The 21678-nt window shown below is 69.6% G+C and carries 20 protein-coding genes; 5 read left to right on the forward strand and 15 right to left on the reverse strand.

The genetic code is table 11. From position 1 onward, the window contains the following. Nucleotides 1–3 precede the first annotated feature (3 nt). The gene (gene mltB, locus ACFO27_RS00555; protein ID WP_376815533.1) at nucleotides 4–1197 is read left to right on the forward strand and encodes a lytic murein transglycosylase B; all 1194 of its coding nucleotides are present in this window, start codon (nucleotides 4–6) and stop codon (nucleotides 1195–1197) included. Nucleotides 1198–1216: 19 nt separating this feature from the next. On the opposite strand, the gene cysM is transcribed toward mltB, so the two are convergent. The 15 genes from cysM to gyrA form a co-directional block, all read right to left on the reverse strand. Beyond that, on the reverse strand, nucleotides 1217–2122 hold the full coding sequence (cysM, locus tag ACFO27_RS00560; protein WP_376815534.1) for a cysteine synthase CysM: 906 nt from the start codon (nucleotides 2120–2122) through the stop codon (nucleotides 1217–1219). 107 nt (nucleotides 2123–2229) lie between these two features. Continuing rightward, the gene (locus tag ACFO27_RS00565; protein WP_376815535.1) at nucleotides 2230–2820 is read right to left on the reverse strand and encodes a ComEA family DNA-binding protein; all 591 of its coding nucleotides are present in this window, start codon (nucleotides 2818–2820) and stop codon (nucleotides 2230–2232) included. Nucleotides 2821–2995: 175 nt separating this feature from the next. After that, nucleotides 2996–4000 carry an ADP-glyceromanno-heptose 6-epimerase gene (gene rfaD / locus ACFO27_RS00570; RefSeq protein WP_376815536.1) on the reverse strand — a complete coding sequence of 335 codons (1005 nt, stop codon included), beginning with the start codon at nucleotides 3998–4000 and terminating at the stop codon, nucleotides 2996–2998. Next, nucleotides 3997–4932: a D-glycero-beta-D-manno-heptose-7-phosphate kinase gene (gene rfaE1, locus ACFO27_RS00575; protein WP_376815537.1), complete on the reverse strand. Its 936-nt coding sequence runs from the start codon at nucleotides 4930–4932 to the stop codon at nucleotides 3997–3999. The genes rfaD and rfaE1 overlap by 4 nt, the downstream gene beginning before the upstream one ends. Then, the gene (gene lapB / locus ACFO27_RS00580; protein WP_376815538.1) at nucleotides 4929–6140 is read right to left on the reverse strand and encodes a lipopolysaccharide assembly protein LapB; all 1212 of its coding nucleotides are present in this window, start codon (nucleotides 6138–6140) and stop codon (nucleotides 4929–4931) included. The genes rfaE1 and lapB overlap by 4 nt, the downstream gene beginning before the upstream one ends. A gap of 15 nt (nucleotides 6141–6155) precedes the next feature. Continuing rightward, a complete protein-coding gene (locus ACFO27_RS00585) occupies nucleotides 6156–6479 on the reverse strand; it encodes a LapA family protein (protein ID WP_323023962.1) in 324 nt (107 codons plus the stop codon). Between the two features lie 269 nt (nucleotides 6480–6748). Further along, complete coding sequence (locus ACFO27_RS00590; protein ID WP_323024011.1) at nucleotides 6749–7093, reverse strand: integration host factor subunit beta; 345 nt, start codon at nucleotides 7091–7093, stop codon at nucleotides 6749–6751. An 8-nt stretch (nucleotides 7094–7101) separates the two neighbouring features. Next, nucleotides 7102–8814, reverse strand: coding sequence for a 30S ribosomal protein S1 (rpsA, locus tag ACFO27_RS00595; protein ID WP_376815539.1), 1713 nt, complete (start codon nucleotides 8812–8814; stop codon nucleotides 7102–7104). Between the two features lie 108 nt (nucleotides 8815–8922). Then, the gene (gene cmk, locus ACFO27_RS00600; RefSeq protein ID WP_376815540.1) at nucleotides 8923–9621 is read right to left on the reverse strand and encodes a (d)CMP kinase; all 699 of its coding nucleotides are present in this window, start codon (nucleotides 9619–9621) and stop codon (nucleotides 8923–8925) included. 57 nt (nucleotides 9622–9678) lie between these two features. Then, a complete protein-coding gene (gene aroA, locus ACFO27_RS00605; protein ID WP_376815541.1) occupies nucleotides 9679–11022 on the reverse strand; it encodes a 3-phosphoshikimate 1-carboxyvinyltransferase in 1344 nt (447 codons plus the stop codon). Then, a complete protein-coding gene (locus ACFO27_RS00610) occupies nucleotides 11019–11882 on the reverse strand; it encodes a prephenate dehydrogenase (RefSeq protein WP_376815542.1) in 864 nt (287 codons plus the stop codon). Before ACFO27_RS00610 ends, aroA begins: the two co-directional genes overlap by 4 nt. Nucleotides 11883–12037: 155 nt before the next feature. Continuing rightward, nucleotides 12038–13150, reverse strand: a complete 1113-nt coding sequence (gene hisC / locus ACFO27_RS00615) for a histidinol-phosphate transaminase (RefSeq protein WP_376815543.1) — start codon at nucleotides 13148–13150, stop codon at nucleotides 12038–12040. A gap of 10 nt (nucleotides 13151–13160) precedes the next feature. After that, complete coding sequence (pheA, locus tag ACFO27_RS00620) at nucleotides 13161–14252, reverse strand: prephenate dehydratase (protein WP_376815544.1); 1092 nt, start codon at nucleotides 14250–14252, stop codon at nucleotides 13161–13163. Then, nucleotides 14242–15375 carry a 3-phosphoserine/phosphohydroxythreonine transaminase gene (gene serC, locus ACFO27_RS00625; protein ID WP_376815545.1) on the reverse strand — a complete coding sequence of 378 codons (1134 nt, stop codon included), beginning with the start codon at nucleotides 15373–15375 and terminating at the stop codon, nucleotides 14242–14244. Before serC ends, pheA begins: the two co-directional genes overlap by 11 nt. Further along, the gene (gene gyrA / locus ACFO27_RS00630) at nucleotides 15372–18056 is read right to left on the reverse strand and encodes a DNA gyrase subunit A (RefSeq protein ID WP_376815546.1); all 2685 of its coding nucleotides are present in this window, start codon (nucleotides 18054–18056) and stop codon (nucleotides 15372–15374) included. The genes serC and gyrA overlap by 4 nt, the downstream gene beginning before the upstream one ends. Nucleotides 18057–18539: 483 nt before the next feature. Between gyrA and ompA the strand changes: the two genes are divergently transcribed. From ompA to ACFO27_RS00650, 4 genes are all read left to right on the forward strand, one after another. Next, on the forward strand, nucleotides 18540–19109 hold the full coding sequence (gene ompA, locus ACFO27_RS00635) for an outer membrane protein OmpA (protein ID WP_376815547.1): 570 nt from the start codon (nucleotides 18540–18542) through the stop codon (nucleotides 19107–19109). A 104-nt stretch (nucleotides 19110–19213) separates the two neighbouring features. Next, on the forward strand, nucleotides 19214–19921 hold the full coding sequence (gene ubiG / locus ACFO27_RS00640; protein ID WP_376815548.1) for a bifunctional 2-polyprenyl-6-hydroxyphenol methylase/3-demethylubiquinol 3-O-methyltransferase UbiG: 708 nt from the start codon (nucleotides 19214–19216) through the stop codon (nucleotides 19919–19921). Beyond that, complete coding sequence (locus ACFO27_RS00645; protein WP_376815549.1) at nucleotides 19918–20607, forward strand: HAD family hydrolase; 690 nt, start codon at nucleotides 19918–19920, stop codon at nucleotides 20605–20607. Before ubiG ends, ACFO27_RS00645 begins: the two co-directional genes overlap by 4 nt. Before the next feature lie 39 nt (nucleotides 20608–20646). Next, the gene (locus tag ACFO27_RS00650) at nucleotides 20647–21636 is read left to right on the forward strand and encodes a diaminopimelate dehydrogenase (protein WP_376815550.1); all 990 of its coding nucleotides are present in this window, start codon (nucleotides 20647–20649) and stop codon (nucleotides 21634–21636) included. The last annotated feature ends 42 nt before the right edge of the window (nucleotides 21637–21678 follow it).

Raw genomic sequence — 21678 nt, forward strand, 5'->3', positions numbered from 1 at the left:
ATTATGTTCAGACCAACCCGTATTTTGCAAGTTGCCGTAGCGTCGCTTTTCATATCGGGCTGCGCCAGCAGCCATAGCGATTCCGGACCGTCCGCCGCCGCCCTTGCGGGGACAACGAATCAAACAATTGTTTCAAACGATCGTACTAATTCTAGCAGAACCCGACCCGCCGGGGAACCGGCGCCGGCACGGGGGGATTTCCTCGGCGCCGACGGCCGCCTGCTGCCCGAAGTGCGGACTTTCGCCCTTGAAACCGCCCAGGCCCACGCCCTGCCCCTGAAAGACGTCGAGGCCCTGCTGGCCGAGGCGCGCTACGATGCCACGGCGGCCCGGCTGATGGCGCCGCCCGCGCGTTCGGGCCGCATCCGCCGCGCCTGGAACAGCTACCGCCAGCGCCACGTCGACGCGGTGCGCATCCGCGAAGGCGTCTCCTTCTGGCAGGCGCATCGGGCCGCGCTCGACCGGGCCAGCGCCCGCACGGGCGTGCCGCCCTCGATCATCGTCGCCATCATCGGCATCGAAACCATCTACGGCCGCTACACCGGCGACCACCGGGTCCTGGATACCCTGACCACCCTGGGGTTCCGCTATCCCGATCCGAGCCGGCCGGAACGCCAGGCGATGTTCCGCGAGCAGCTGGCCGACCTGATCGTGCTGGACCACCGGGGGGAACTGGATGCGCGGGTCGTGGAAGGTTCGTTCGCGGGCGCCATGGGGCTGCCGCAGTTCATGCCGGGCAGCCTGATGCGCTACGCCGCGGACGGCGACGGCGACGGCCGCGTGGACCTGGCCGGCAACACGGACGACGCCATCGCCTCGGTGGCGGCGTTCCTGCAGGCCCATGGCTGGGTGCGCGGCGTGCCGGTCTTCGCCCCCGTGATCCTGCCCGCCGATGCCGCGCGGCGGGCCCAGGACGGACTGAAACCCGAGACCGACTGGGCCGCGCTGCGGGCCCTGGGCGCCCGGGCGCTGCCGGGCGGCGGCTCGGCCTGGCAGGCCCAGCCGCTGGGGGTGATCGACCTGCGCGACGAGATCCGCGGGACCCACGACGTGCGCTGCGCCACGCCCAATTTCTTCGCCATCACCCACTACAACCGCAGCTATTTCTACGCTGCGTCGGTGGCGGACCTGGCCCACGAGATCGCCGACCGCATCGGCTACGGGGATCCAAACCGCCTGGACGGACCGGGCGCCTGAGCGTCTTGCGAAGCGGCGTTCAGTTGAAAACGCCGGAAGACAGGTAGCGGTCGCCCCGGTCGCAGACGATGAAGACGATGGTGGCGTCCCGCGCCGTGGCGGCCACGCGCAGCGCGGCCACGGCCGCGCCGGCCGAGGAAATCCCGCCGAAAATGCCTTCCTCGGCGGCCAGGCGCCGGGCCATGCTTTCCGCCTGTTCCTGGGTGATGGGCTCGAAGGCGTCGACGCCGGCCGGGTCGTAGATGCTGGGCTGGTAGGCTTCCGGCCATTTGCGGATGCCGGGAATGTGCGCGCCTTCGGCCGGCTGGGCGCCGATGATGCGCACGGCCGGATTGCGTTCGCGCAGGTAAGCGCCCACGCCCATGATGGTGCCGGTCGTGCCCATGGCGCTGACGAAGTGCGTGACCTCGCCGCCAGTCTGTTCCCAGATTTCCGGACCGGTGGTCTCGTAGTGGGCGCGGGGATTGTCGGCGTTGGAGAACTGGTCCAGGACCTTGCCCTTGCCTTCGGACTGCATCCGCAGCGCCAGGTCGCGGGCGTATTCCATGCCCCCGCCCTGGGAAGGCGTCAGGATGAGCTCGGCCCCGTAGGCCGTCATGGCGGCGCAGCGTTCCTGGGTCGAATTGTCCGGCATGATCAGGACCATGTGGTAGCCGCGCACGGCGGCGGCCATGGCCAGGGCGATCCCGGTGTTGCCGCTGGTCGCCTCGATCAGGGTGTCGCCGGGGCGGATGTCGCCGCGCGATTCGGCCTGGCGGATCATGCTGAGGGCGGCGCGGTCCTTGACCGAGCCGGCCGGATTGTTGCCTTCCAGCTTGGCCAGGATCACGTTGCCGCGCGGCTCTCCGACGTCGCCCGGCAGCCGCTGCAGGCGCACCAGGGGCGTGGAACCGATGATGTCTTCGATGGTGGGGTAGGTTTTCATGGACGAAATCATACACCCGCCCATCCGCCGCGCCGGCCTTGTCCCCAGGCCGGAATATGCTTATGAAAGGACGGCATATCGTGGGCCGGGGGATGGGGAGCGCGGACTCAGCGCTTGCCCGCCGGAGGCCTGCCGGGGCCGACGGCGCCGGCCGATCCTCCGGCGCCGGCCGTCCCGGCGGGCCCGACACCGGCTCCCTGCCCCGACAGGCGCGTGCCGCCGCCGTCGATGGTCAGGCCCGCCGACTGCAGGGACTGGGCCCGGCGCGGGCCGATGCCGCGCACCCGGTCCGACAGGTCGGCGAACGACAGGTAGCGCCCGCCCCGCTCGCGCTCGTCGAGGATGACCTGGGCGGTCTTGGGGCCGATGCCGCGGATCCCCCGCAGTTGGTCCAGCGTGGCGGTGTTCAGGTCCACGGCGCCCGCCGCGCCCGCCCAGGCCAGGGCGGCGATACCGGCCGCCGCCAGCAGCCGCGACAGGCCGCGCGCATGCGGCCGCCCGGCGCGCCGGGCGCACGGCCGGCCCCGGCCCGCGGCACCGGAGTCGGAAGGCCGGGCGGCGCCCGCGAGCCGGGAAGGACCGGCGGCCGGCGCGCTGGTGCCGGACGCGCGGGAACGGAGCGCATCCGGGCAAGCGCGGGCGGCATCGGAAGACGCGTCCGCCGGCCGACCGGCCGTATCGTGCAGAAAGGGATTCATGACCGACTCCTGTGGTGTGAGGGTCCGGTCATGATGCCCTGGACGGACGGCGAATGGAGGGGGTTTTGACCCGGAATGTCCGTGCGGGAAAACACGCGGGACGCGCGTGCGCCGGTGACGAAGGCGGCGGAAGCCGGCGACGCGCCGGGCGGCGGTGCGGGCGCCCGGCCCGGGATCAGCCGACCGTCAGCCGCCCGGATTCCAGCAGCCGGCCGACGTAGGCATTCACCCCTGTCTGGACGTCGCTGAAGGCGCCCGTGTAGCCGGCCGCGCGCAACCGGGTCAGGTCCGCCTGCGTGTGGCTCTGGTAGCGGCCCTTCAGGTCGTCCGGGAACGGGATGTAGCGCAGTTGCCCGCCCGCCGCCAGTTCCCGCAGCGGCAGGGCGAGCTGCCCCTGGTGCACGCGCAGGCTGTTGACCACGGTCTGGGCGACGTCGTTGAAGGGCTGGGCGCGCCCGGTGCCGCAATTGAAGATGCCCGAGACTTCCGGATGATCGAGGAAGTGCAGGTTGACCTTGACCACGTCGTCGACGAAGACGAAGTCGCGCTGCTGGCCGCCGTCCGGATAGCCGTCCCAGCCGCCGAACAGCCGCACGTGGCCCTCGCGCGCGTACTGGTTCATGTTGTGGAAGGCCACCGACGCCATGCGCCCCTTGTGCTGCTCGCGCGGGCCGTAGACGTTGAAGTAGCGCAGGCCCACCACCTGGGCCGTGAGGCGGTCCATGCGCCGGCGCAGGACCTGGTCGAAGAGCAGCTTGGAATAGCCGTAGACGTTCAGCGGCGCCTCGCAGGCCGGATCCTCGGCGTAGCGCGGGCCGGCCCCGTACACGGCGGCCGACGAGGCGTACAGGAAGGGGACTTCCCGGGCCTGGCAGTACTCGAACAGTTCCAGCGTGACGCGGAAATTGTTGTCCATCATGAAGCGGCCGTCGCGCTCCGTCGTGTCGGAGCAGGCGCCCTGGTGGAACACGGCGTCGGGACGCGGCAATTCGCCCGCCAGGACGCGGCGGCGGAACTCGTCCTTGTGCTGGTAGTCGGCGATCCCCAGGTCGGCCAGGTTGCGGAACTTGTCGCCGTCGGTCAGGTCGTCGACCGCCAGGATGTCGGTGATGCCGCGCGCGTTCAGGCCGCGGACCAGGTTGCTGCCGATGAAGCCGGCCGCGCCGGTGACCACGATCATGATGTCAATTCCTCTGCGGTGACGATGGAGGTGCCCAGCTTGCCGACGACGATGCCGCCGGCGCGGTTGGCCCACGTCATGGCCTCGAACCAGTCCAGGCCGGCGGCCCGGGCGACGGCCAGGGTGGCCAGCACGGTGTCGCCCGCGCCGGACACGTCGAAGACTTCGTGCGCCTGGGCGTCCGCGTGCCGGCGGCCTTCGGCGGTGAACAGGGTCATGCCCTGTTCGGAACGGGTGATCAGCAGGGCTTCCAGTTCCAGTTCCTGGCGCAGGGCCTGGGCGCGGCGCGTCAGGTCGTCTTCCGAGTCCCAGCGGCCGACGGCGTCCTGCATCTCGCTGCGGTTGGGCGTGACCAGCGTGGCCCCCCGGTAGCGCGGATAGCGGTGGCCCTTGGGATCGACCAGCACCGGGATGCCGCGCTCGCGGGCCGCCCGGATCATGGGTTCGACCCGGGACAGGGCGCCCTTGGCGTAATCCGACAGCACCAGCAGGTCGTAATCCGCCAGGACGTCCGCCAGGCCGACGTCCAGCGCGTCCAGCGCGCGGGCGCCCGGCCCCTGTTCGAAATCCACCCGCAGCAGCTGCTGCTGGCGCCCCAGCACCCGCATCTTCAGGGTGGTGTCCATGCCCTCGGCATCCTCGACCAGATGATCCCGGACGCCGGCCTCGCGCGCCAGGGCGCGCACGCGGGCGCCGGCCTCGTCGGCGCCGACCACGCCCAGCAGCCCCACGCTGGCGCCCAGGGCGACGATGTTGCGGGCCACGTTGGCCGCGCCGCCCAGGCGGTCTTCCCGGCGGGCGACCCGCACCACGGGCACGGGCGCCTCGGGCGAGATGCGGTCGACTTCGCCGAACCAGTAGCGGTCCAGCATGATGTCTCCGGCGACGAGGATCCGGGCGGCGGCGGCCGCCCGGGCCGGGAATACGGTCATCGAATTTCCTCCAGGCGGCGGGGCCGGTAGGTTTCCCAGGTGTTGCAGCCCGGGCATTGCCAGTAATAGCGCCGCGCCTCGAATCCGCAGTGCCCGCAGGCGTAGCGGTCCAGGCGCTGGGTGTGCTTGTGGATCATGCTGCGCAGCAGGCCCAGGTCGGCTCCGGGCACCAGCGGCTCGCCAGGCACGGCTTCGCCGCCCTGGGCCAATTCGACTTCGAGCAGGCGGTCCAGCCCCAGCAGCGAGGGATGGGCGCGCAGCGCCTGGCGGGCGAAGGCCCAGGCCGGGGCGGCGCCCTCCGAGGCGCGCAGGGCGCGGAAAATCACGTTGAACAGGTCGAGCGTCGGCAGCCGTTCGTACTGCTCGCGCAGCAGCGACAGGCCCTCGGCGGCGCGTCCCAGGGCCGCATGGCAGTCCAGCAACGGCTGGGCGACCAGGCCGGAGAATTCGGGCGCCGTGGACAGGACGTCCTGAAGATGCGCGCGCTGGGCTTCGAGATCGCCGCGCAGGGCCGCCCAGCGGGCGCGCAGCATGCGCACGCGGGTTTCGGAGGCCGGGGTGGCGCCGTTCTGGCGCGCGGCGTTCTCGGCGGCGTCCAGCGCCAGGGAGGCGGCGTCGAAATCGGGCGTCCTGGCTTCCATCAGCGCCTGGGCCCGCTCGCAGTGGTAGTGCGCCAGTTGCGGGACGGGCTCGTCGGTGCGGCCGCGCAGTTGCTGGACGGTGTCGATCGCCTTGTCCCAGTCGTGCTCGGATTCATGGATGCGGACCAGGGAGCGCAGGGCCTCGAGGACGTGGCGCGTCTGCAGCACCGCCAGGAACCCCTGTTCGGCGCGGTCCAGCATGCCGGCCTTGAGGAAATCCTGAGCCAGGGCCAGCTGGGCGTTTTCACGATCCGGCAGGGGCAGGTCTTCGCGTGAGAGCAGGCTCTGGTGCACGCGGATGGCGCGCTCGATCTCGCCCCGGCGGCGGAACAGGCTGCCCAGGGCGAAATGCAGTTCAGTGGTTTCCGGGTCGAGCTTGGCGACCTCGACGAAGGCGTCGATGGCGCGGTCGGGCTGCTCGTTGAGCAGGAAGTTCAGGCCCTTGAAGTAGGAATCGGGCAGCGCCCGGGTTTCCGACAGCATCTGGCGGAAGTCGAAGCGCGCCGCCAGCCAGCCCAGGCCGAACAGCACCGGAACGATGATCAGCCACCAGGGCTCGAAATCCACGGCCCGCCCCGGAATCTACAGGGGCGCCAGCGGCGCGACGGTTTCGGGAATCACCGGGGCGGACGCGGCCTGCGGATGATCCAGGGCGTCCTGGGCGCGGGCGAGCTCGCGGCGCAGGCGGTTGATCTCGCGGCGGCGGCGCAGCATGGACGTGGCCGCCATGAGCAGGCCGAAGGCCACCCCCAGGACGAAGGCGGTCAGCATCACGACGATCAGCGGGATCTGGCTGAGGACGTGGTCCGCGAACAGGCCGACATCCACCGGCGCCGTGTTTTTCAGGGCGAAAAGCAGCACGATGACAAAGATCACCAGCCGCAGAATCCAGACCAGGTAGCGCATGCGACAAGCTCCTCGGGACAATCCCTCTATTGTAAACGGAAAGAGCCCCCACGCCGCGCAGCCTGCGGCTGCTTGCATCCACCTCGCGGCCTGCATGCCGCTCGGATTCGCCAGGCGCAGGCCAGTCCGCAGGGACTGCCCCGCGTCCGGGTTCATCCCCCCGAGGGGGCGCTTTTTGCCTTGGGGCGACCCGGCGGCAAAAAGACGACGGGCGGTGCCTCTAAAGGCACCGCCCGTCATTCGGCCGCGATGGCGCGGGCCGGCCCGCGTCACATCATGCGGGCCTGGTACAGATCGGCCACGGTGGCGGGCTCGTCGGCGTCGCCGCCGGCGGGACCCTGGTCCACCCGTTCGCGCAGTTCCTTGCCCGGCTTGAAGTGCGGGACCAGCTTGGCCGGCACGTGCACTTTTTCACCGGACTTGGGATTGCGCCCCACGCGCGGCTGGCGCCGCGAGAGGGAAAAGCTGCCGAAGCCGCGGATTTCGATGCGCTGGCCCTGGGCCAGCGCATCGGCCATCGCGTCGAGGACCGTCTTGACAGCAAAGTCCATGTCGCGGGCCGCCAACTGCGGATAGCGGCCCGCCAGCACGGCGATGAGCTCGGACTTGGTCAGGCCAGGCATCACTCGTCGCGCTGTTGGTCGAGCTTGGCCTTCAGCAGGGCGCCCAGGTTGGTGGTGCCCGAGGAGGCGCTGGCTTCGGTCATGCGCTGGATGGTCTCGGCCGTTTCGGCATTGTCGCGGGCCTTGATCGACAGCTGGATCGAACGCGCCTTGCGGTCGATGTTGATGATCATGGCTTCGACCTGGTCGCCGGCGTGCAGGACCGTGGTGGCGTCCTCGACGCGGCCGGCGGAGATTTCCGAGGCGCGCAGGTAGCCTTCGACGTCCACGGACAGCGTCACGACGGCGCCCTTGGGTTCGACGGACTTCACGGTGCCCGACAGGACGGCGCCCTTGTCGTAGGTGGCCACGAAGTTGTTGAACGGATCGCCTTCGAGCTGCTTGACGCCCAGGGAGATGCGTTCCTTGTCGGTGTCGATGCCCAGCACCACGGCGTCGATCTCGTCGCCCTTCTTGAAGTTGCGCACGGCCTCTTCGCCGGTCTCGGACCAGGAGATGTCGGACAGGTGCACCAGGCCGTCGATGCCGCCGGGCAGGCCGACGAACACGCCGAAGTCGGTGATCGACTTGATGGCGCCGTGGACCTTGTCGCCGCGCTTGAAGTTGGAGGCGAAATCTTCCCAGGGGTTCGGGCGGCACTGCTTCATGCCCAGCGAGATGCGGCGGCGGTCTTCATCGATTTCCAGGACCATGACTTCGACTTCTTCGCCCAGGGTCACGACCTTGCGCGGATCGACGTTCTTGTTGGTCCAGTCCATTTCGGAGACGTGCACCAGGCCTTCGATGCCGGCCTCGACTTCGACGAACGCGCCGTAGTCGGTCAGGTTGGTGACCTTGCCGAACAGACGGGTGCCTTGCGGGTAGCGGCGGCCCAGGCCGATCCAGGGATCTTCGCCCAGTTGCTTGACGCCCAGCGAGACGCGGGATTTTTCCTGGTCGAACTTGAGGACCTTGGCTTCGATTTCCTGGCCCACCTGCAGCACTTCGGACGGGTGGCGGACACGGCGCCAGGCCATATCGGTGATGTGCAGCAGGCCGTCGATGCCGCCCAGGTCCACGAACGCGCCGTAGTCGGTGATGTTCTTGACGATGCCCTTGACGATGGCGCCTTCGTGCAGGGTTTCGAGCAGCTTTTCGCGTTCCTCGCCCATGCTGGCCTCGAGCACGGCGCGGCGCGACAGCACGACGTTGTTGCGCTTGCGGTCGAGCTTGATGACCTTGAATTCGAGGGTCTTGCCTTCGTAGGGGGTGGTGTCCTTGACGGGACGCAGGTCGACCAGCGAGCCCGGCAGGAAGGCGCGGATGCCGTTGGTCATGACCGTCAGGCCGCCCTTGACCTTGCCGGTGATGGTGCCGTTGACCAGTTCGCCGGATTCCAGGGCCTGTTCGAGTTGCAGCCAGGCCGACAGGCGCTTGGCGCGGTCGCGCGACAGGATGGTGTCGCCGTAGCCGTTTTCCAGGGAATCGATGGCGACGGAGACGAAGTCGCCGCCCTCCACTTCCAGGTCGCCCTGGTCGTTCAGGAATTCTTCGAGGGGGATGTAGGCTTCGGACTTGAGGCCGGCATTGACCACGACGAAATTGTGGTCGATGCGCACGACTTCGGCGGAGATGACCTCGCCGGAGCGCATGTTCTGATCCTTGATGCTGGCGGCAAACAGATCGGCGAAGCTTTCGCCGCCCAGGGCGGCTTCAGTGGTAAGGGTGGACATGAACGATTGATCCATACGCCCCGAGGGGCAATCATGACACGCCAGGCAAAACGCCCGGCGGAGTGAAAAAACATCCCGCCCGAAGGAAACGCCGGAAACGGCGCCCCGTCAGGCAGGCCCGCGTGCGGACCAGAGATCCAGCACTTGACGCACCACGTCATCGATCCCCTGATGGGACGAATCCACGGTAACCGCATCCGCCGCCGCAACCAGCGGCGCATGCGCCCGACCCCGGTCTCGCGCATCGCGCGCCCGCAGGTCTTGCAAAAGGCCATCTAGGTTAGCAGAAAAACCCTTGTCCTTCAACTGCTTATGGCGCCGCTGCGCCCGGACCTCGACGCCCGCGTCCAGAAAGATTTTCAAGGGGGCGTCGGGAAAGACCACGGTACCCATGTCGCGCCCGTCCGCCACCAGGCCCGGCGCCCGGCGGAAGTCCCGCTGGCGCGCCAGCAGCGCCTCGCGCACCGCCGGCCAGGCGGCCACGCGCGAGGCCAGGTTGCCGACCTCTTCCCGGCGGATCAGGGCGCCGACGTCCTCGCCGTCCATGAGGATGGCGTCCGGCTCGAAGCGCACGTCCAGGCGCCGCGCCAGCCGGGCCGCCTGGGCCTCGTCCGCGCCGTCGCCGCCCTCGCGCAGCACCGCCAGGGCGGTCAGGCGGTAGAGCGCGCCGCTGTCCAGCACATGCCAGCCCAGGACCCGGGCCACCCGCTGGGCGATCGTGCCCTTGCCCGAGGCCGTCGGGCCGTCGATGGTGATGACCGGCGCGGGCCGCGCCGGAGTGCCGTTGCCAGGATGATCGGCGGCCATGGGGGTTCCTCTTCTGTGGATCGGACCCGCCGCCCGGGACGCCCCGGGCGGACGGCGTCAGCCGGCCCCGAGCAGGCGGCGGAAGTCCGTGAAATAGTCGGGATAGGTCTTGCTGACGCAGCCCGGGTCCAGGATGGTCACCGGCACGGGACCGAAGGCCGCCAGCGAGAAGCACATCGCCATGCGATGGTCGTCGTAGGTGCGGATCTCGGCGGCGCGCCAGTCGGCGGCCCGCGGGGGGTGCACGGTCAGGCTGTCGGCGTCGGACTCCACGCGCGCGCCCAGCCGGGCCAGTTCGGCGTGCATGGCGGCGATGCGATCGGTTTCCTTGACCCGCCAGCTGGCGATGTTGCGCAGCCGGCAGGGGCCGTCGGCGTACAGGGCCAGCACGGCGGCGGTCATGGCGGCGTCGGGGATCAGGTTGAAGTCGCGGTCGAAGGCCTTGAGCCGCTCGCCCTCGGCCACCGCGAGGCCCCGCACCGTCAGGGCGTCGGCCTCGCGCTCGACCCGCGCGCCCATGGCCTCGATCACCTCGGCAAAGGCCACGTCGCCCTGGATGCTGTCGCCGCCGACGCCTTCGATGCGGACCGGGCCGCCGGCGATGGCGCCCAGCCCCAGGAAATACGAGGCGGACGAGGCGTCGCCCTCGATCCGGTAGCGGCCCGGACTGCGATAGCGGGCGTCTGCCGCGATGGTGAAGCGTTCCCAGCCTTCGCGCCGCACGCGCACGCCGAAGCGTTCCATCAGGTTCAGGGTGATCAGGATGTACGGCTTCGAGATCAGCGGACCGTCCAGTTCGATGACCACGTCCCGCCCGGCCCGGCGGGCCGCGATCGGCGCGGCCATCAGCAGCGCCGTCAGGAACTGGCTGGACACGGAACCGCGCACCCGCACGGGCTGGCGCGCGTCCAGGCGCCCCTGGCCGATGCGCAAGGGAGGATAGCCATCCTGCCCTTCATGGATGATGTCGCAACCCAGGCCGCGCAGCGCCTGGACCAGGTCGCCGATGGGCCGCTCGTGCATGCGCGGCACGCCCGCAAGCCGGTAATCGCCGCCCATCATCGCCAGCGCGGCCGTCAGCGGCCGGAAGGCCGTGCCCGCGTTGCCCAGGAACAGGTCGGCCTGTTTCCGCGGCCAGTCGGCGGCGCCGGACAGGGTCACCCGCCCCGCCCCGTCTTCGCGCAGGTCCAGGCCCAGGGTCCGCAAGGCATCCCGCATGACCCGCGTGTCGTCGGAATCCAGCAGGCCGTCGAGCTCGGTTTCGCCTTCGGCCAGCGCCGCCAGCAGCAGCGCCCGGTTGGAAATGCTCTTGGATCCCGGCAGGGTCACCGTGCCGCGCGCGCGCGCGGCCGGCTCCAGTCGCAGGGAGGGTTCGCGCGCGTCGGCGCCGGTCGTGTTCATTGCATCTGGCTCCTGCCGCCCCAGAACCGGCGGGCGAGCGCCGCCTGTTCGAGCAGGGCTTCGAGCGCGGCGGGGTCGGGATCGCCTTCGAGGGTCGCCCGCAGCAGCCGCAGCGCCTGGTCGAAATCGTCCAGTTCGCGCAGCACCGCCGCCCGGTTGGAAAGAAAGATGTCGCGCCAGACCTCGGCGGAACCCGCCGCGATCCGGGTGAAGTCCCGGAACCCCGTGCCGGCCAGGTTCAGGCGCGTGTCGGCGTCGTCGGCCCGGACGATCTGGGCCATGTAGGCGGCCGCCAGGAAGTGCGGCACGTGGCTGACCGCCGCCAGCGCCCGGTCGTGGGCCTCGGGCGTCATCAGCGAGATGCGCGCGCCGCAGGCTTCCCAGATCCGGATCAGGCGATGCTGCAGCAGGCCGGGCGTGTCCTCGAACGGGGTCAGCACGACCTTGCGGCCGTGGTACAGCATGGGATCGGCCGCCTCGGGGCCGGTCATCTCCGATCCCGCGATGGGGTGGCCGGGGATGAACTGCGCGTGGCGCTCGCCCAGGATGTCCAGGGCCAGGCGCGCCACGTCGGCCTTGGTGCTGCCGGCGTCGGTGATCAGGGTGTCGGGCCGCAGGACCGGCGCCAAGTCGCGAAGGATCGGCGCCATGGCGCCGATCGGCGTGGCGAGGAAGATCAGGTCGGCCCGGGCGGCCGCCTGATCCAGATCGGCGATTTCATCGATCAGGCCCAGGTCGCGCGCGCGCTGGAGCGAAACCGGATTGCGCCCGACCCCCAGCACCCGGCCCGCCTGCCCCACCCGGCGCAGGGCCGCCGCGAAGGAGCCGCCGATCAGCCCCGTGCCGACGACGGCCAGCACTGGAACGAGTGGGTGCCCCCACGCTGCGCCTTCGGCTTGCTGCCCCCCGAGGGGGCCGCTTTCGCCTTGGGAGCGGCCCGGCGGCGAAAGAGGGTGCCCCCACGCCGCGCCTTCGGCTTGCTGGTCCCCGGGGGGACCGCTTTCGCCCTGCTCTTTCATGCCCGCAGCACGGCCTTCAGGGCGTCGAGGAGGCGGGCGTTTTCCTCGGGCAGGCCGACGCTGACCCGCAGGTGCTCGGGCAGGCCGTCGCCGGCCACGGGGCGCACGATGACGCCCCGGCGCAGGAGTTCGCCATTGATGCGCACGGCGTCGCCCACCCGCACCAGCACGAAATTCGTATGGCTGGGCACGAAATCCAGGCCCAGGGCGGCGAAGCCTTCCTGGAGCTGCGCCCGGCCCGCCCGGTTCAGGGCGTAGGTGCGCGCCAGGAAATCGGCGTCGTCCAGGGCGACGCGCGCGGCGAGCTGGGCCAGGACGTTGACGTTGAAGGGCTGGCGCACCCGGTTGAGCAGGTCGGTGAGCGCCGGCTGCGCCAGGGCGTAGCCGACCCGCAGCCCGGCCAGACCATAGGCCTTGGAGAAAGTGCGGGTGACGATCAGGTTGGGGAATTCGCGCACCCATTGGGTGCTGTCCGCGCGCTCCTCGGGATCGAGGTATTCGTCGTAGGCCTCGTCCAGCAGCACGACGACGCGGTCGCCGTGCCGCTCCCGGACGGACTCCAGGAAGGCCCGCACGCGGAGACCGGGCAGATGGGTGCCGGTGGGATTGTTTGGATTGGCGATGAACACCAGCCGCGTGTCCCCGGCGATCGCCGCCAGCATGGCGTCCAGGTCGTGGCCGTAGTCGCGCGCCGGCACCATCAGGTGGCGGGCGCCCCGGGCCTGGGTGCTGAGGCGGTAGACCACGAAGGCGTGCTGCGCGTAGACGGCCGACGTGCCCTCGTCCAGCAGCGCCAGCGAGGCGAGTTCCAGCAGGTCGTTGGAACCGTTGCCCAGCGTGATCCAGTCCGCGGGCACGCCGTGGCGCGCCGAGAGGGCCGCCTTCAGGTCGAAGCCGTTGGCGTCCGGATAGCGGCCGTGCAGCGCGCCGGCGGCCTCGGCGAGCGCCGCGCGCACGCGGTCCGAGCAGCCCAGCGGGTTTTCGTTGGAAGCCAGCTTGATGATGCCGTCCGGATCCAGCCCGTACTCGCGGGCGAGTTCCTCGATCGGCTTGCCGGCCTGATAGGGAGCGATGGCCCGGATGTGGGTGGGCGCCAGGGTGTCTGTCATGAAGCGGACCTCATTGCCGGGGGTAGGATCCCAGCACCTTGAAGAAGGCGACCTGCTGGCGCAGTTCGGCCAGGGCCTGGGCGACGGGCTCGTCGTCCCGATGACCCAGCAGATCGACGTAGAAATAGTATTCCCACTGCCCCGTGCGGGCGGGGCGCGATTCGAGGCGCGTCATGGACACGCCGTGCCGGGACAGCGGCGCCAGCATGTCGTAGACCGCGCCGGCGCGGTTCGGCACGGCCAGGACCAGGCTGGTCTTGTCGCGGCCGGTGGGGCCGGCGTCGCGCGGGCCGACGGCCACGAAACGGGTCTGGTTCTGGGGATCGTCCTGGATCCCGCTGGCCACGGCGCTCAGCCCCCAGGCGGCGGCGGCCGCGTCCCCGGCGATCGCCGCGCAGGCGGGGTCTTCCGAGGCCATGCGCGCCGCCTGGGCGTTGCTGGCCACGGGCAGGCGTTCCAGTCCGGGATGGTTGCGGCTGAGCCAGGCCTGGCACTGGGCCAGGGCCTGAGGATGCCCCAGCACCCGGGTGACGCCTTCCAGCCCCCCGGTCAGGGTGAGCAGGTTGTGATGGATGCGGATGGTGCGCTCGCCCAGGACCTTCAGCGAGGAATTCAGCAGCAGGTCCAGGCTGCGGTTGACGGCGCCCTCGGTGGAATTTTCCACCGGCACGATGCCGACGTCCGCCTGCCCGGCCTCGACGGCGCGGAAGACTTCGTCGAAGGATTCGCAGCGCAGGCCGGTGATGGCATGGCCGAAATGCTCGTAGGCCGCCTGTTCGGAGAACGAACCCTGCGGCCCCAGGAAGGCGGCGGTCAGCACGCTTTCCAGGCCGCGACAGGTGGAGATGATCTGGCGCCAGATGGCGGCGACGGCCTCTTCCGGGACCGGCCCGGGGTTGTCGGACTGCAGGCGCCGGATGATCAGGGCCTCGCGCTCGGGCTTGAGGATCGGCCCGGCGGCGTCGAAGGCCTTCTTGACTTCGCCGACTTCCAGGGCCGCGCGGGCGCGCTGGTTGAGCAGGTCGAGGATCTGCGTGTCCAGCGCGTCGATGCGCTGGCGCAGGGGTTCCAGCCGGGACTGGAGGGTGTCGTCATCCGCCATGGCGGGCCTCGAAGTCCTTGAGGAAGTCGATCAGGGCCCGCACGCCTTCCATGGGCATGGCGTTGTACAGCGAGGCCCGCATGCCGCCCACGGCCTTGTGGCCTTTCAGGGCCAGCAGCCCGGCGGCCTCGGATTCGGCCAGGAAGGCGGCGTTCAGCGATTCGTCGCGCAGGAAGAACGGCACGTTCATGCGCGAACGGCAGGCCGGCGCGATGCGGTTTTCATACAGGCCGGAACCGTCCAGGTAGTCGTACAGGGCGCGCGACTTGGCTTCGCTGGCGGCGTCCATCGCCGCCACCCCGCCCTGGCGCAGCAGCCACTTGAAGACCAGCCCCGCCACGTAGATGGCGTAGGTCGGCGGCGTGTTGAACATGGACTGGGCGCCGGCCACGTTGGCGTAGTCGAACACCGAGGGGCAATGCGGCAGCGCATGGCCGATCAGGTCCTTGCGCACGAAAGTCAGCGTGACCCCGGCCGGGCCGGCGTTCTTCTGCGCCCCGGCGTAGACCATGCCCACCCGCGAGAAATCGATGGGCCGGGACAGGATGTTGGACGACATGTCGGCCACCAGCGGCACGTCGGGCGCCCCCAGGGCGGCCATGTCGGGCATGACGGGCTGCTCGACCCCGCCGATGGTCTCGTTGGCGCACAGGTGCAGATAGGCCGCGTCGGGGCGGACCCGCCATTGGGCGTGATCCGGCAGCCAGCACCAGGGGCCGTAGCGGCGGCCGTCCTCGACGGTCCCGGATTCGGCCGTGGCGGCGACGGCGATGTCGCCATAGCGCGCGGCCTCGTTGAAGGACTTGCGCGCCCAGTGGCCGCTCAGCACGTAGTCCGCCCGGCCCAGGCCGGCGCGGCCGATCAGGTTCAGCGGCACGATGGCGTTCTGCGCCGAGGCGCCGCCCTGCATGAAGAGCACCTCGAAGTCGTCGGGCACCGACAGCAGCGCGCGCAGGTCGGCCTCGGCCTCGTCGCGGATGCGGCTGTAATGCTTGCCGCGGTGGCTCATTTCCATGACCGAGGTGCCGCTGCCGTGCCAGTCGCACATTTCGGCGGCGGCCTGCTGCAGGACTTCGAGCGGCAGGGTGGAAGGGCCTGCGGCAAAATTCCAGGGGCGGCTCATGATTCCTGATCCTCGTCGGCTTGGGGTTCGGCCGGGCCATCGGCCGCCGGAGCGGCGCCGCCCGGCGATTCCGGACCGGCATCGACGGTCTCGTCGTCCTCGTCCTCGTCGGCATCGCTCTCGACCACGCGGCGCACCCCCGACAGCAGGCTGTCCTCGTCCACGTTGATCAGCGTGACCCCCTGGGTGGCGCGGCCCATCTCGCGGATCTCGGAGACCCGCGTGCGCACCAGCACGCCCCCGGTCGTGATCAGCATGATCTCGTCGTCGGGCTTGACCAGCACGGCGCCGACGACCTTGCCGTTGCGCGCCGAGGTCTGGATGGCGATCATGCCCTTGGTGCCGCGCCCATGGCGCGTGTATTCGACGATGGACGTGCGCTTGCCGTAGCCGTTTTCAGTGGCCGTCAGCACGCTCTGGGTTTCGTCTTCCGCCACCAGCAGGGCGATCACGGACTGGCCGTCCTCCAGCGACATGCCGCGCACGCCGCGCGCCGTGCGGCCCATCGGGCGCACATCGTTCTCGTCGAAGCGCACGGCCTTGCCCGCGTCCGAGAACAGCATCACGTCGTGCTGGCCGTCGGTCAGCTCGGCGCCGATCAGGAAGTCGCCGTCATCCAGGCCGACGGCGATGATGCCGGCCTTGCGGGGGTTGGAGAAATCCGACAGCGGGGTTTTCTTGACCGTCCCGCGCGAGGTGGCCATGAAGACGTAATGGTCGTCGCTGAACGCCTTGACCGACAGCACCACCGTGATGGTCTCGCCGTCGACCAGCGGGAACATGTTGACGATGGGCCGGCCGCGCGAATTGCGCGAGCCCTGGGGCACTTCCCAGACCTTGAGCCAGTAGACGCGGCCCCGGTCGGAGAAGCACAGCAGGTAGTCGTGCGTGTTGGCGATGAAGAGCTGGTCGATCCAGTCGTCTTCCTTGGTGGCGGTGGCCTGCTTGCCGCGGCCGCCGCGCTTCTGGGACCGGTATTCGGACAGCGGCTGGCTCTTGATGTAGCCGCTGCGCGACAGCGTCACCACCATGTCCATGGGCGTGATGAGGTCCTCGGTCTCGAGCTCGGTGGCGTTGTATTCGATTTCCGAGCGGCGCCGGTCGTTGCTGGCGTTGGAGAATTCGGCGCGGATCGCCTGGAGTTCGTCGCCGATGATCGCGGTGACCCGTTCGGGACGGGCCAGGATGTCCAGCAGGTCGGCGATGGTTTCCATGATCTCGCGGTATTCGCCGACGATCTTGTCCTGCTCCAGGCCGGTCAGGCGCTGCAGGCGCATGTTCAGGATTTCCTGGGCCTGGACTTCGGACAGGCGGTACTGACCGTCGGCCTGCAGGCCGAAATGCGCCTCCAGGCCGTCCGGGCGGTAGGCCGCGCGCCCGCCCGAGGCGACGTTGCCGTCGGCGCGTTCGAGCATTTCGCGCACCAGGGACGAATCCCAGCTACGGTCCATCAGGGCCTGGCGCGCCACCGGCGGGGTGGGCGCGGCCTTGATGATGGCGATGAAATCGTCGATGTTGGCCAGGGCCACCGCCAGGCCTTCCAGCACGTGGCCGCGCTCGCGGGCCTTGCGCAGTTGGAAGATGGTGCGGCGGGTGACGACTTCCCTGCGGTGCTGGAGGAAGTACTGCACCATCTGCTTCAGGTTCAGCAGGCGCGGCTGGCCGTCGACCAGCGCCACCATGTTCATGCCGAAGGTTTCCTGCAGCTGGGTGTTCTTGTAGAGGTTGTTCAGGACGACCTCGGGGACCTCGCCGCGCTTGAGCTCGATGACCAGGCGCATGCCGTCCTTGTCCGATTCGTCGCGGATGTCGGAGATGCCCTCGATCTTCTTTTCGTTGACCAGCTCGGCGATGCGTTCCTGCAGGGATTTCTTGTTCACCTGATAGGGAATGGCATCGACGATGATCGCCTGGCGGTTGCCGCGCTCCATGTCCTCGAAGTGGACCTTGGCGCGCATGATCACCCGCCCGCGCCCGGTGCGGTAGCCCTCGCGCACGCCGGACATGCCGTAGATGATGCCGCCGGTGGGGAAATCCGGCGCGGGGATGCGTTCGATCAGCTCGTCGACGGTGCAGTCGGGATTGCGCAGGCAGTACAGGCAGCCCTCGACGACCTCGGACAGGTTGTGCGGGGGGATGTTGGTCGCCATGCCCACCGCGATCCCGGCGCTGCCGTTGACCAGCAGGTTCGGCAGGCGCGACGGCAGCAGCAGGGGTTCCTGCTCGCTGCCGTCGTAGTTCGGGCCGAAGTCCACGGTTTCCTGGTCGATGTCGGCCAGCAGCTCGTGGGCGATCTTCGACAGTCGGACTTCGGTGTAGCGCATGGCCGCCGCATTGTCGCCGTCGATCGAGCCGAAGTTGCCCTGGCCGTCGACCAGCATGTAGCGCAGCGAGAAATCCTGGGCCATGCGCACGATGGTGTCGTAGACCGCGGAATCGCCGTGAGGGTGGTATTTACCGATCACGTCCCCGACGATGCGCGCGGACTTCTTATAGGCGCGGTTCCAGTCGTTGTTCAGTTCGTGCATGGCGAACAACACCCGCCGGTGCACGGGCTTGAGCCCGTCGCGCACGTCCGGCAGGGCGCGACCCACGATCACGCTCATCGCGTAATCCAGGTAGCTGCGCCGCATTTCGTCTTCGAGCGAAATGGGCAGCGTCTCTTTGGCGAAAGAATCCATGGCGTATCCGAAAAACCTTTCAGGCTTGAATGACTGGACCGGACGGCGCCCGGAGCGACGGACCGCGAATCGCGTCCCCCCGGACGAGTCGCGCATGCCCGACCCGCCTGGAGGGTTGCCCGTCTACCCGGCACCCTGGCCAATCGGTGATTCTATCATTCGCTCCACGGCTCCGGCCGGGCGGCGACGGCGGGCGGCGCCGCGCCCCGAAGCCGGCATCCGGACCGCCGGGCCGGCCTGGATGTTGCGAAAAGCCTACACCCGGCCGCGTCCATTCGTGTAAAACACGCCCAGAGGGGGCACGAAGGGATTTGTGCTTAACCCGGCGGGGGAAAATGCCTTAAGATTTCGCCTAACACGCATGAAACCCAGCGCAACTCTGAGCATTCCAACTCGACATTGCTATACTGGAAGCGTTCTTTCGATATGCGGCGGGGGTTCGCTGCGGTCACTTTCAAGCATCATGCTCAAACGAGGAGAAACATGAACAAACCCTCCAAAATCGCTATTGGACTCGCCATCGCTGCCATGGCCGCCGTCGGCACCGCCTCGGCTTCCGACAACTGGACCGGCGTGGACGGCACCGTCTGGAAGGACGCGAGCGGCCAGAACTGCTGGCGTGATGCGTTCTGGACGCCTGCCACCGCCGCCGAAGGCTGCGGCAAGCCCGTCGCCGAAGCGCCCGTCGTCGCCCCGACCGCCAGCAAGGTCGTCCTGAACGCCGACACCTTCTTCGACTTCGACAAGTCCACCCTGAAGCCCGAAGGCAAGCAAGTGCTGGACCAAGTCGCCCAGCAAGCCGACTCGATCAACCTGGAAACGGTCATCGCCACCGGCCACACCGACTCCATCGGCACCGAAGCCTACAACCAGAAGCTGTCCGAACGCCGCGCCAACACGGTCAAGCAATACCTGATCAGCAAGGGCGTGCCGGCCGACCGCATCTACGCCGAAGGCAAGGGCGAACTGCAACCCATCGCGTCCAACAAGACCCGCGAAGGCCGCGCTCAGAACCGCCGCGTGGAAATCGAAATCGTCGGTACCCGCAAGTAATCTCGCAGGCCGCACGAAGCCGCCGCGCCCCGCGCGCGGCGGATACAATAGGGCTCCGTTCAACGGAGCCCTATTCTTTTCTGGAGCCTTCTGGAGCCCGCCCCATGCATGCAGCCAACGCCGATCCGGCGGAACTCGACAAATTCAGCGCATTCGCCTCCAGCTGGTGGGACCCGCAGGGCGAACTGAAGACCCTGCACGACATCAACCCCCTGCGCCTGGACTGGATCCGCACCCAGGCCGGCGCCCTGGACGGCCTGCGGGCGCTGGACGTGGGCTGCGGCGGCGGCCTGCTGGCCGAGGCCATGGCGGCCGAAGGCGCCCGCGTCACGGGCATCGACCTGGCCAAGCAATCCCTGCAGATCGCGCGCCTGCACGGCCACGAATCGGGCGTCCAGGTCCAGTACGAATGCGCCAGCGCCGAAGACTACGCGCAACGGCAGGCCGGCCAGTTCGACCTCGTCACCTGCATGGAACTGCTGGAACACGTGCCCGATCCGGCCTCGGTCGTCGGCGCCTGCGCCCGGCTGGTCCGCCCGGGCGGCCTGGTGTGCTTTTCCACCCTGAACCGCAATCCGAAGTCCTTCCTGCTGGCCATCGTGGCGGCCGAATACGTGATGCGGATGCTGCCCCGGGGTACCCACAGCTACGAACACTTCATCACCCCCAGCGAACTCGCCGCCGCCGCGCGCGCGGCGGGGCTGGAAGTCGTCGGACTGTCCGGCATGGGCTACCAGCCCCTGACCCGGCGCTACAGCCTGACCACGGACACCGGCGTCAACTACCTGATGGCCGCGCGGCGCCCCGAATGACCATGCCGCACCGCCTCGTCCTGTTCGATTTCGACGGCACCCTGGCCGACACGGCGCCGGACCTGGCCGCCGCCGCCAACCGCCAGCGCCACTACCGGGGCCTGCCCCCCCTGCCCTACGAGGCCCTGCGGCCGCACGCCTCGCACGGCGCGCGAGGCCTGCTCAAGGCCGCCCTGGACCTGGATGCCCGGTCGGGGGAATACGAAGCCGCCCGGCAACGGTTCCTGCGCGACTATGCCGAAGCCATGCTGGTGCGCACCCGGCTGTTCCCGGGCATCCCCGAACTGCTCGACCTGCTGGGCGGCCAGTCCTACGGCTGGGGCATCGTGACCAACAAGGTCGAATCGCTGGCCCTGCCCATCGTGCGCCACCTGGGCCTGCAGGACCGCTGCCTGGTGACGGTGGGCGGCGACACCACCCCGCACACCAAGCCGCATCCGGAACCGCTGCTGCACGCGGCCCGCGAGGCCGGCGTCGCGCCCGAACACTGCATCTACATCGGCGACGACGAGCGCGACATCGTGGCCGGCCAGTCGGCCGGCATGGCGACCGTGGCCGCCGCCTACGGCTATTGTTCGCTGGACGATCCGGCCCGCTGGGGCGCCGACGCGATCGCCGACACCCCGGCGGATCTCTGGCCCCTCATCGAACGCTGGGTGGCGGGCGGCCTGAACCGGCGGCAGTGAGCCGCGCGTCATCCACTTCACGCTACCCGAAGGAACTCCATGGCTATACACACGATCCGCGTCGGCATCGCCGGCTACGGCAACCTGGGACGCGGCGCCCTGGCGGCCCTGACCCGCTGCCCCGACATGCGCCTGGCCGGGGTCTTCACGCGCCGCGACCCGGCCTCGCTGCGCCTGCCGGACCCCGCGACACCCGTCCTGCCCCTGGACGAGGCCGCCGCGCACCGCGACGACATCGACGTCATGATCCTGTGCGGCGGTTCCAAGGACGACCTGCCCGCCCAGGGCCCCGAGCTGGCGCGGTGGTTCACGACGGTGGACAGCTACGACACCCACGCCCGGATTCCCCGATACTTCGAAGCCATGGACGCCGCCGCCCGCGCGCACGGCAACCTGTCCGTCATCGCGGTGGGCTGGGACCCGGGCCTGTTCTCGATCAACCGCCTGGTGGGCGAGGCCATCCTGCCGGCCGGCGCCACCTACACGTTCTGGGGCAAGGGCCTGAGCCAGGGGCATTCGGACGCCATCCGGCGCGTGCCCGGCGTGCGGGCCGGGGTGCAGTACACGATTCCGGTCCCCGAAGCGGTGGCGCGCGTGCGCGCGGGCGAGCAGCCCACGCTCTCGACCCGTGAAAAGCACCGACGCGAATGCCACGTGGTACTGGAACCGGGCGCCGACCCCCGCGAGGTCGAGCAGGCCATCGTCGCCATGCCCGACTATTTCGCCGACTACGACACCACGGTGCATTTCATCGACGAGGCCACGCTGGCCCGCGAGCATGCCGGCATGCCGCACGGCGGCTTCGTGATCCGCAGCGGGCAGACGGCCGCCGCCGAGAACCAGGTGATGGAATTCTCGCTGAAGCTCGACAGCAACCCGGCCTTCACGTCCAGCGTGCTGGTGGCCTACGCGCGCGCCGCCTGGCGAATGAAGTCGGCCGGGGAGACCGGCGCGCGCACCGTGTTCGACGTGGCCCCCGGCCTGCTGTCGCCCCGGTCGCCCGAGGCCCTGCGCAAGGCGCTGCTGTAGGCGGCGGGCAGGCGCCCCCTCCGGCGGGAAGGCCGGCGCCGA

The organism is Castellaniella denitrificans (assembly GCF_042653765.1).
GTDB lineage: Bacteria > Pseudomonadota > Gammaproteobacteria > Burkholderiales > Burkholderiaceae_B > Castellaniella > Castellaniella denitrificans.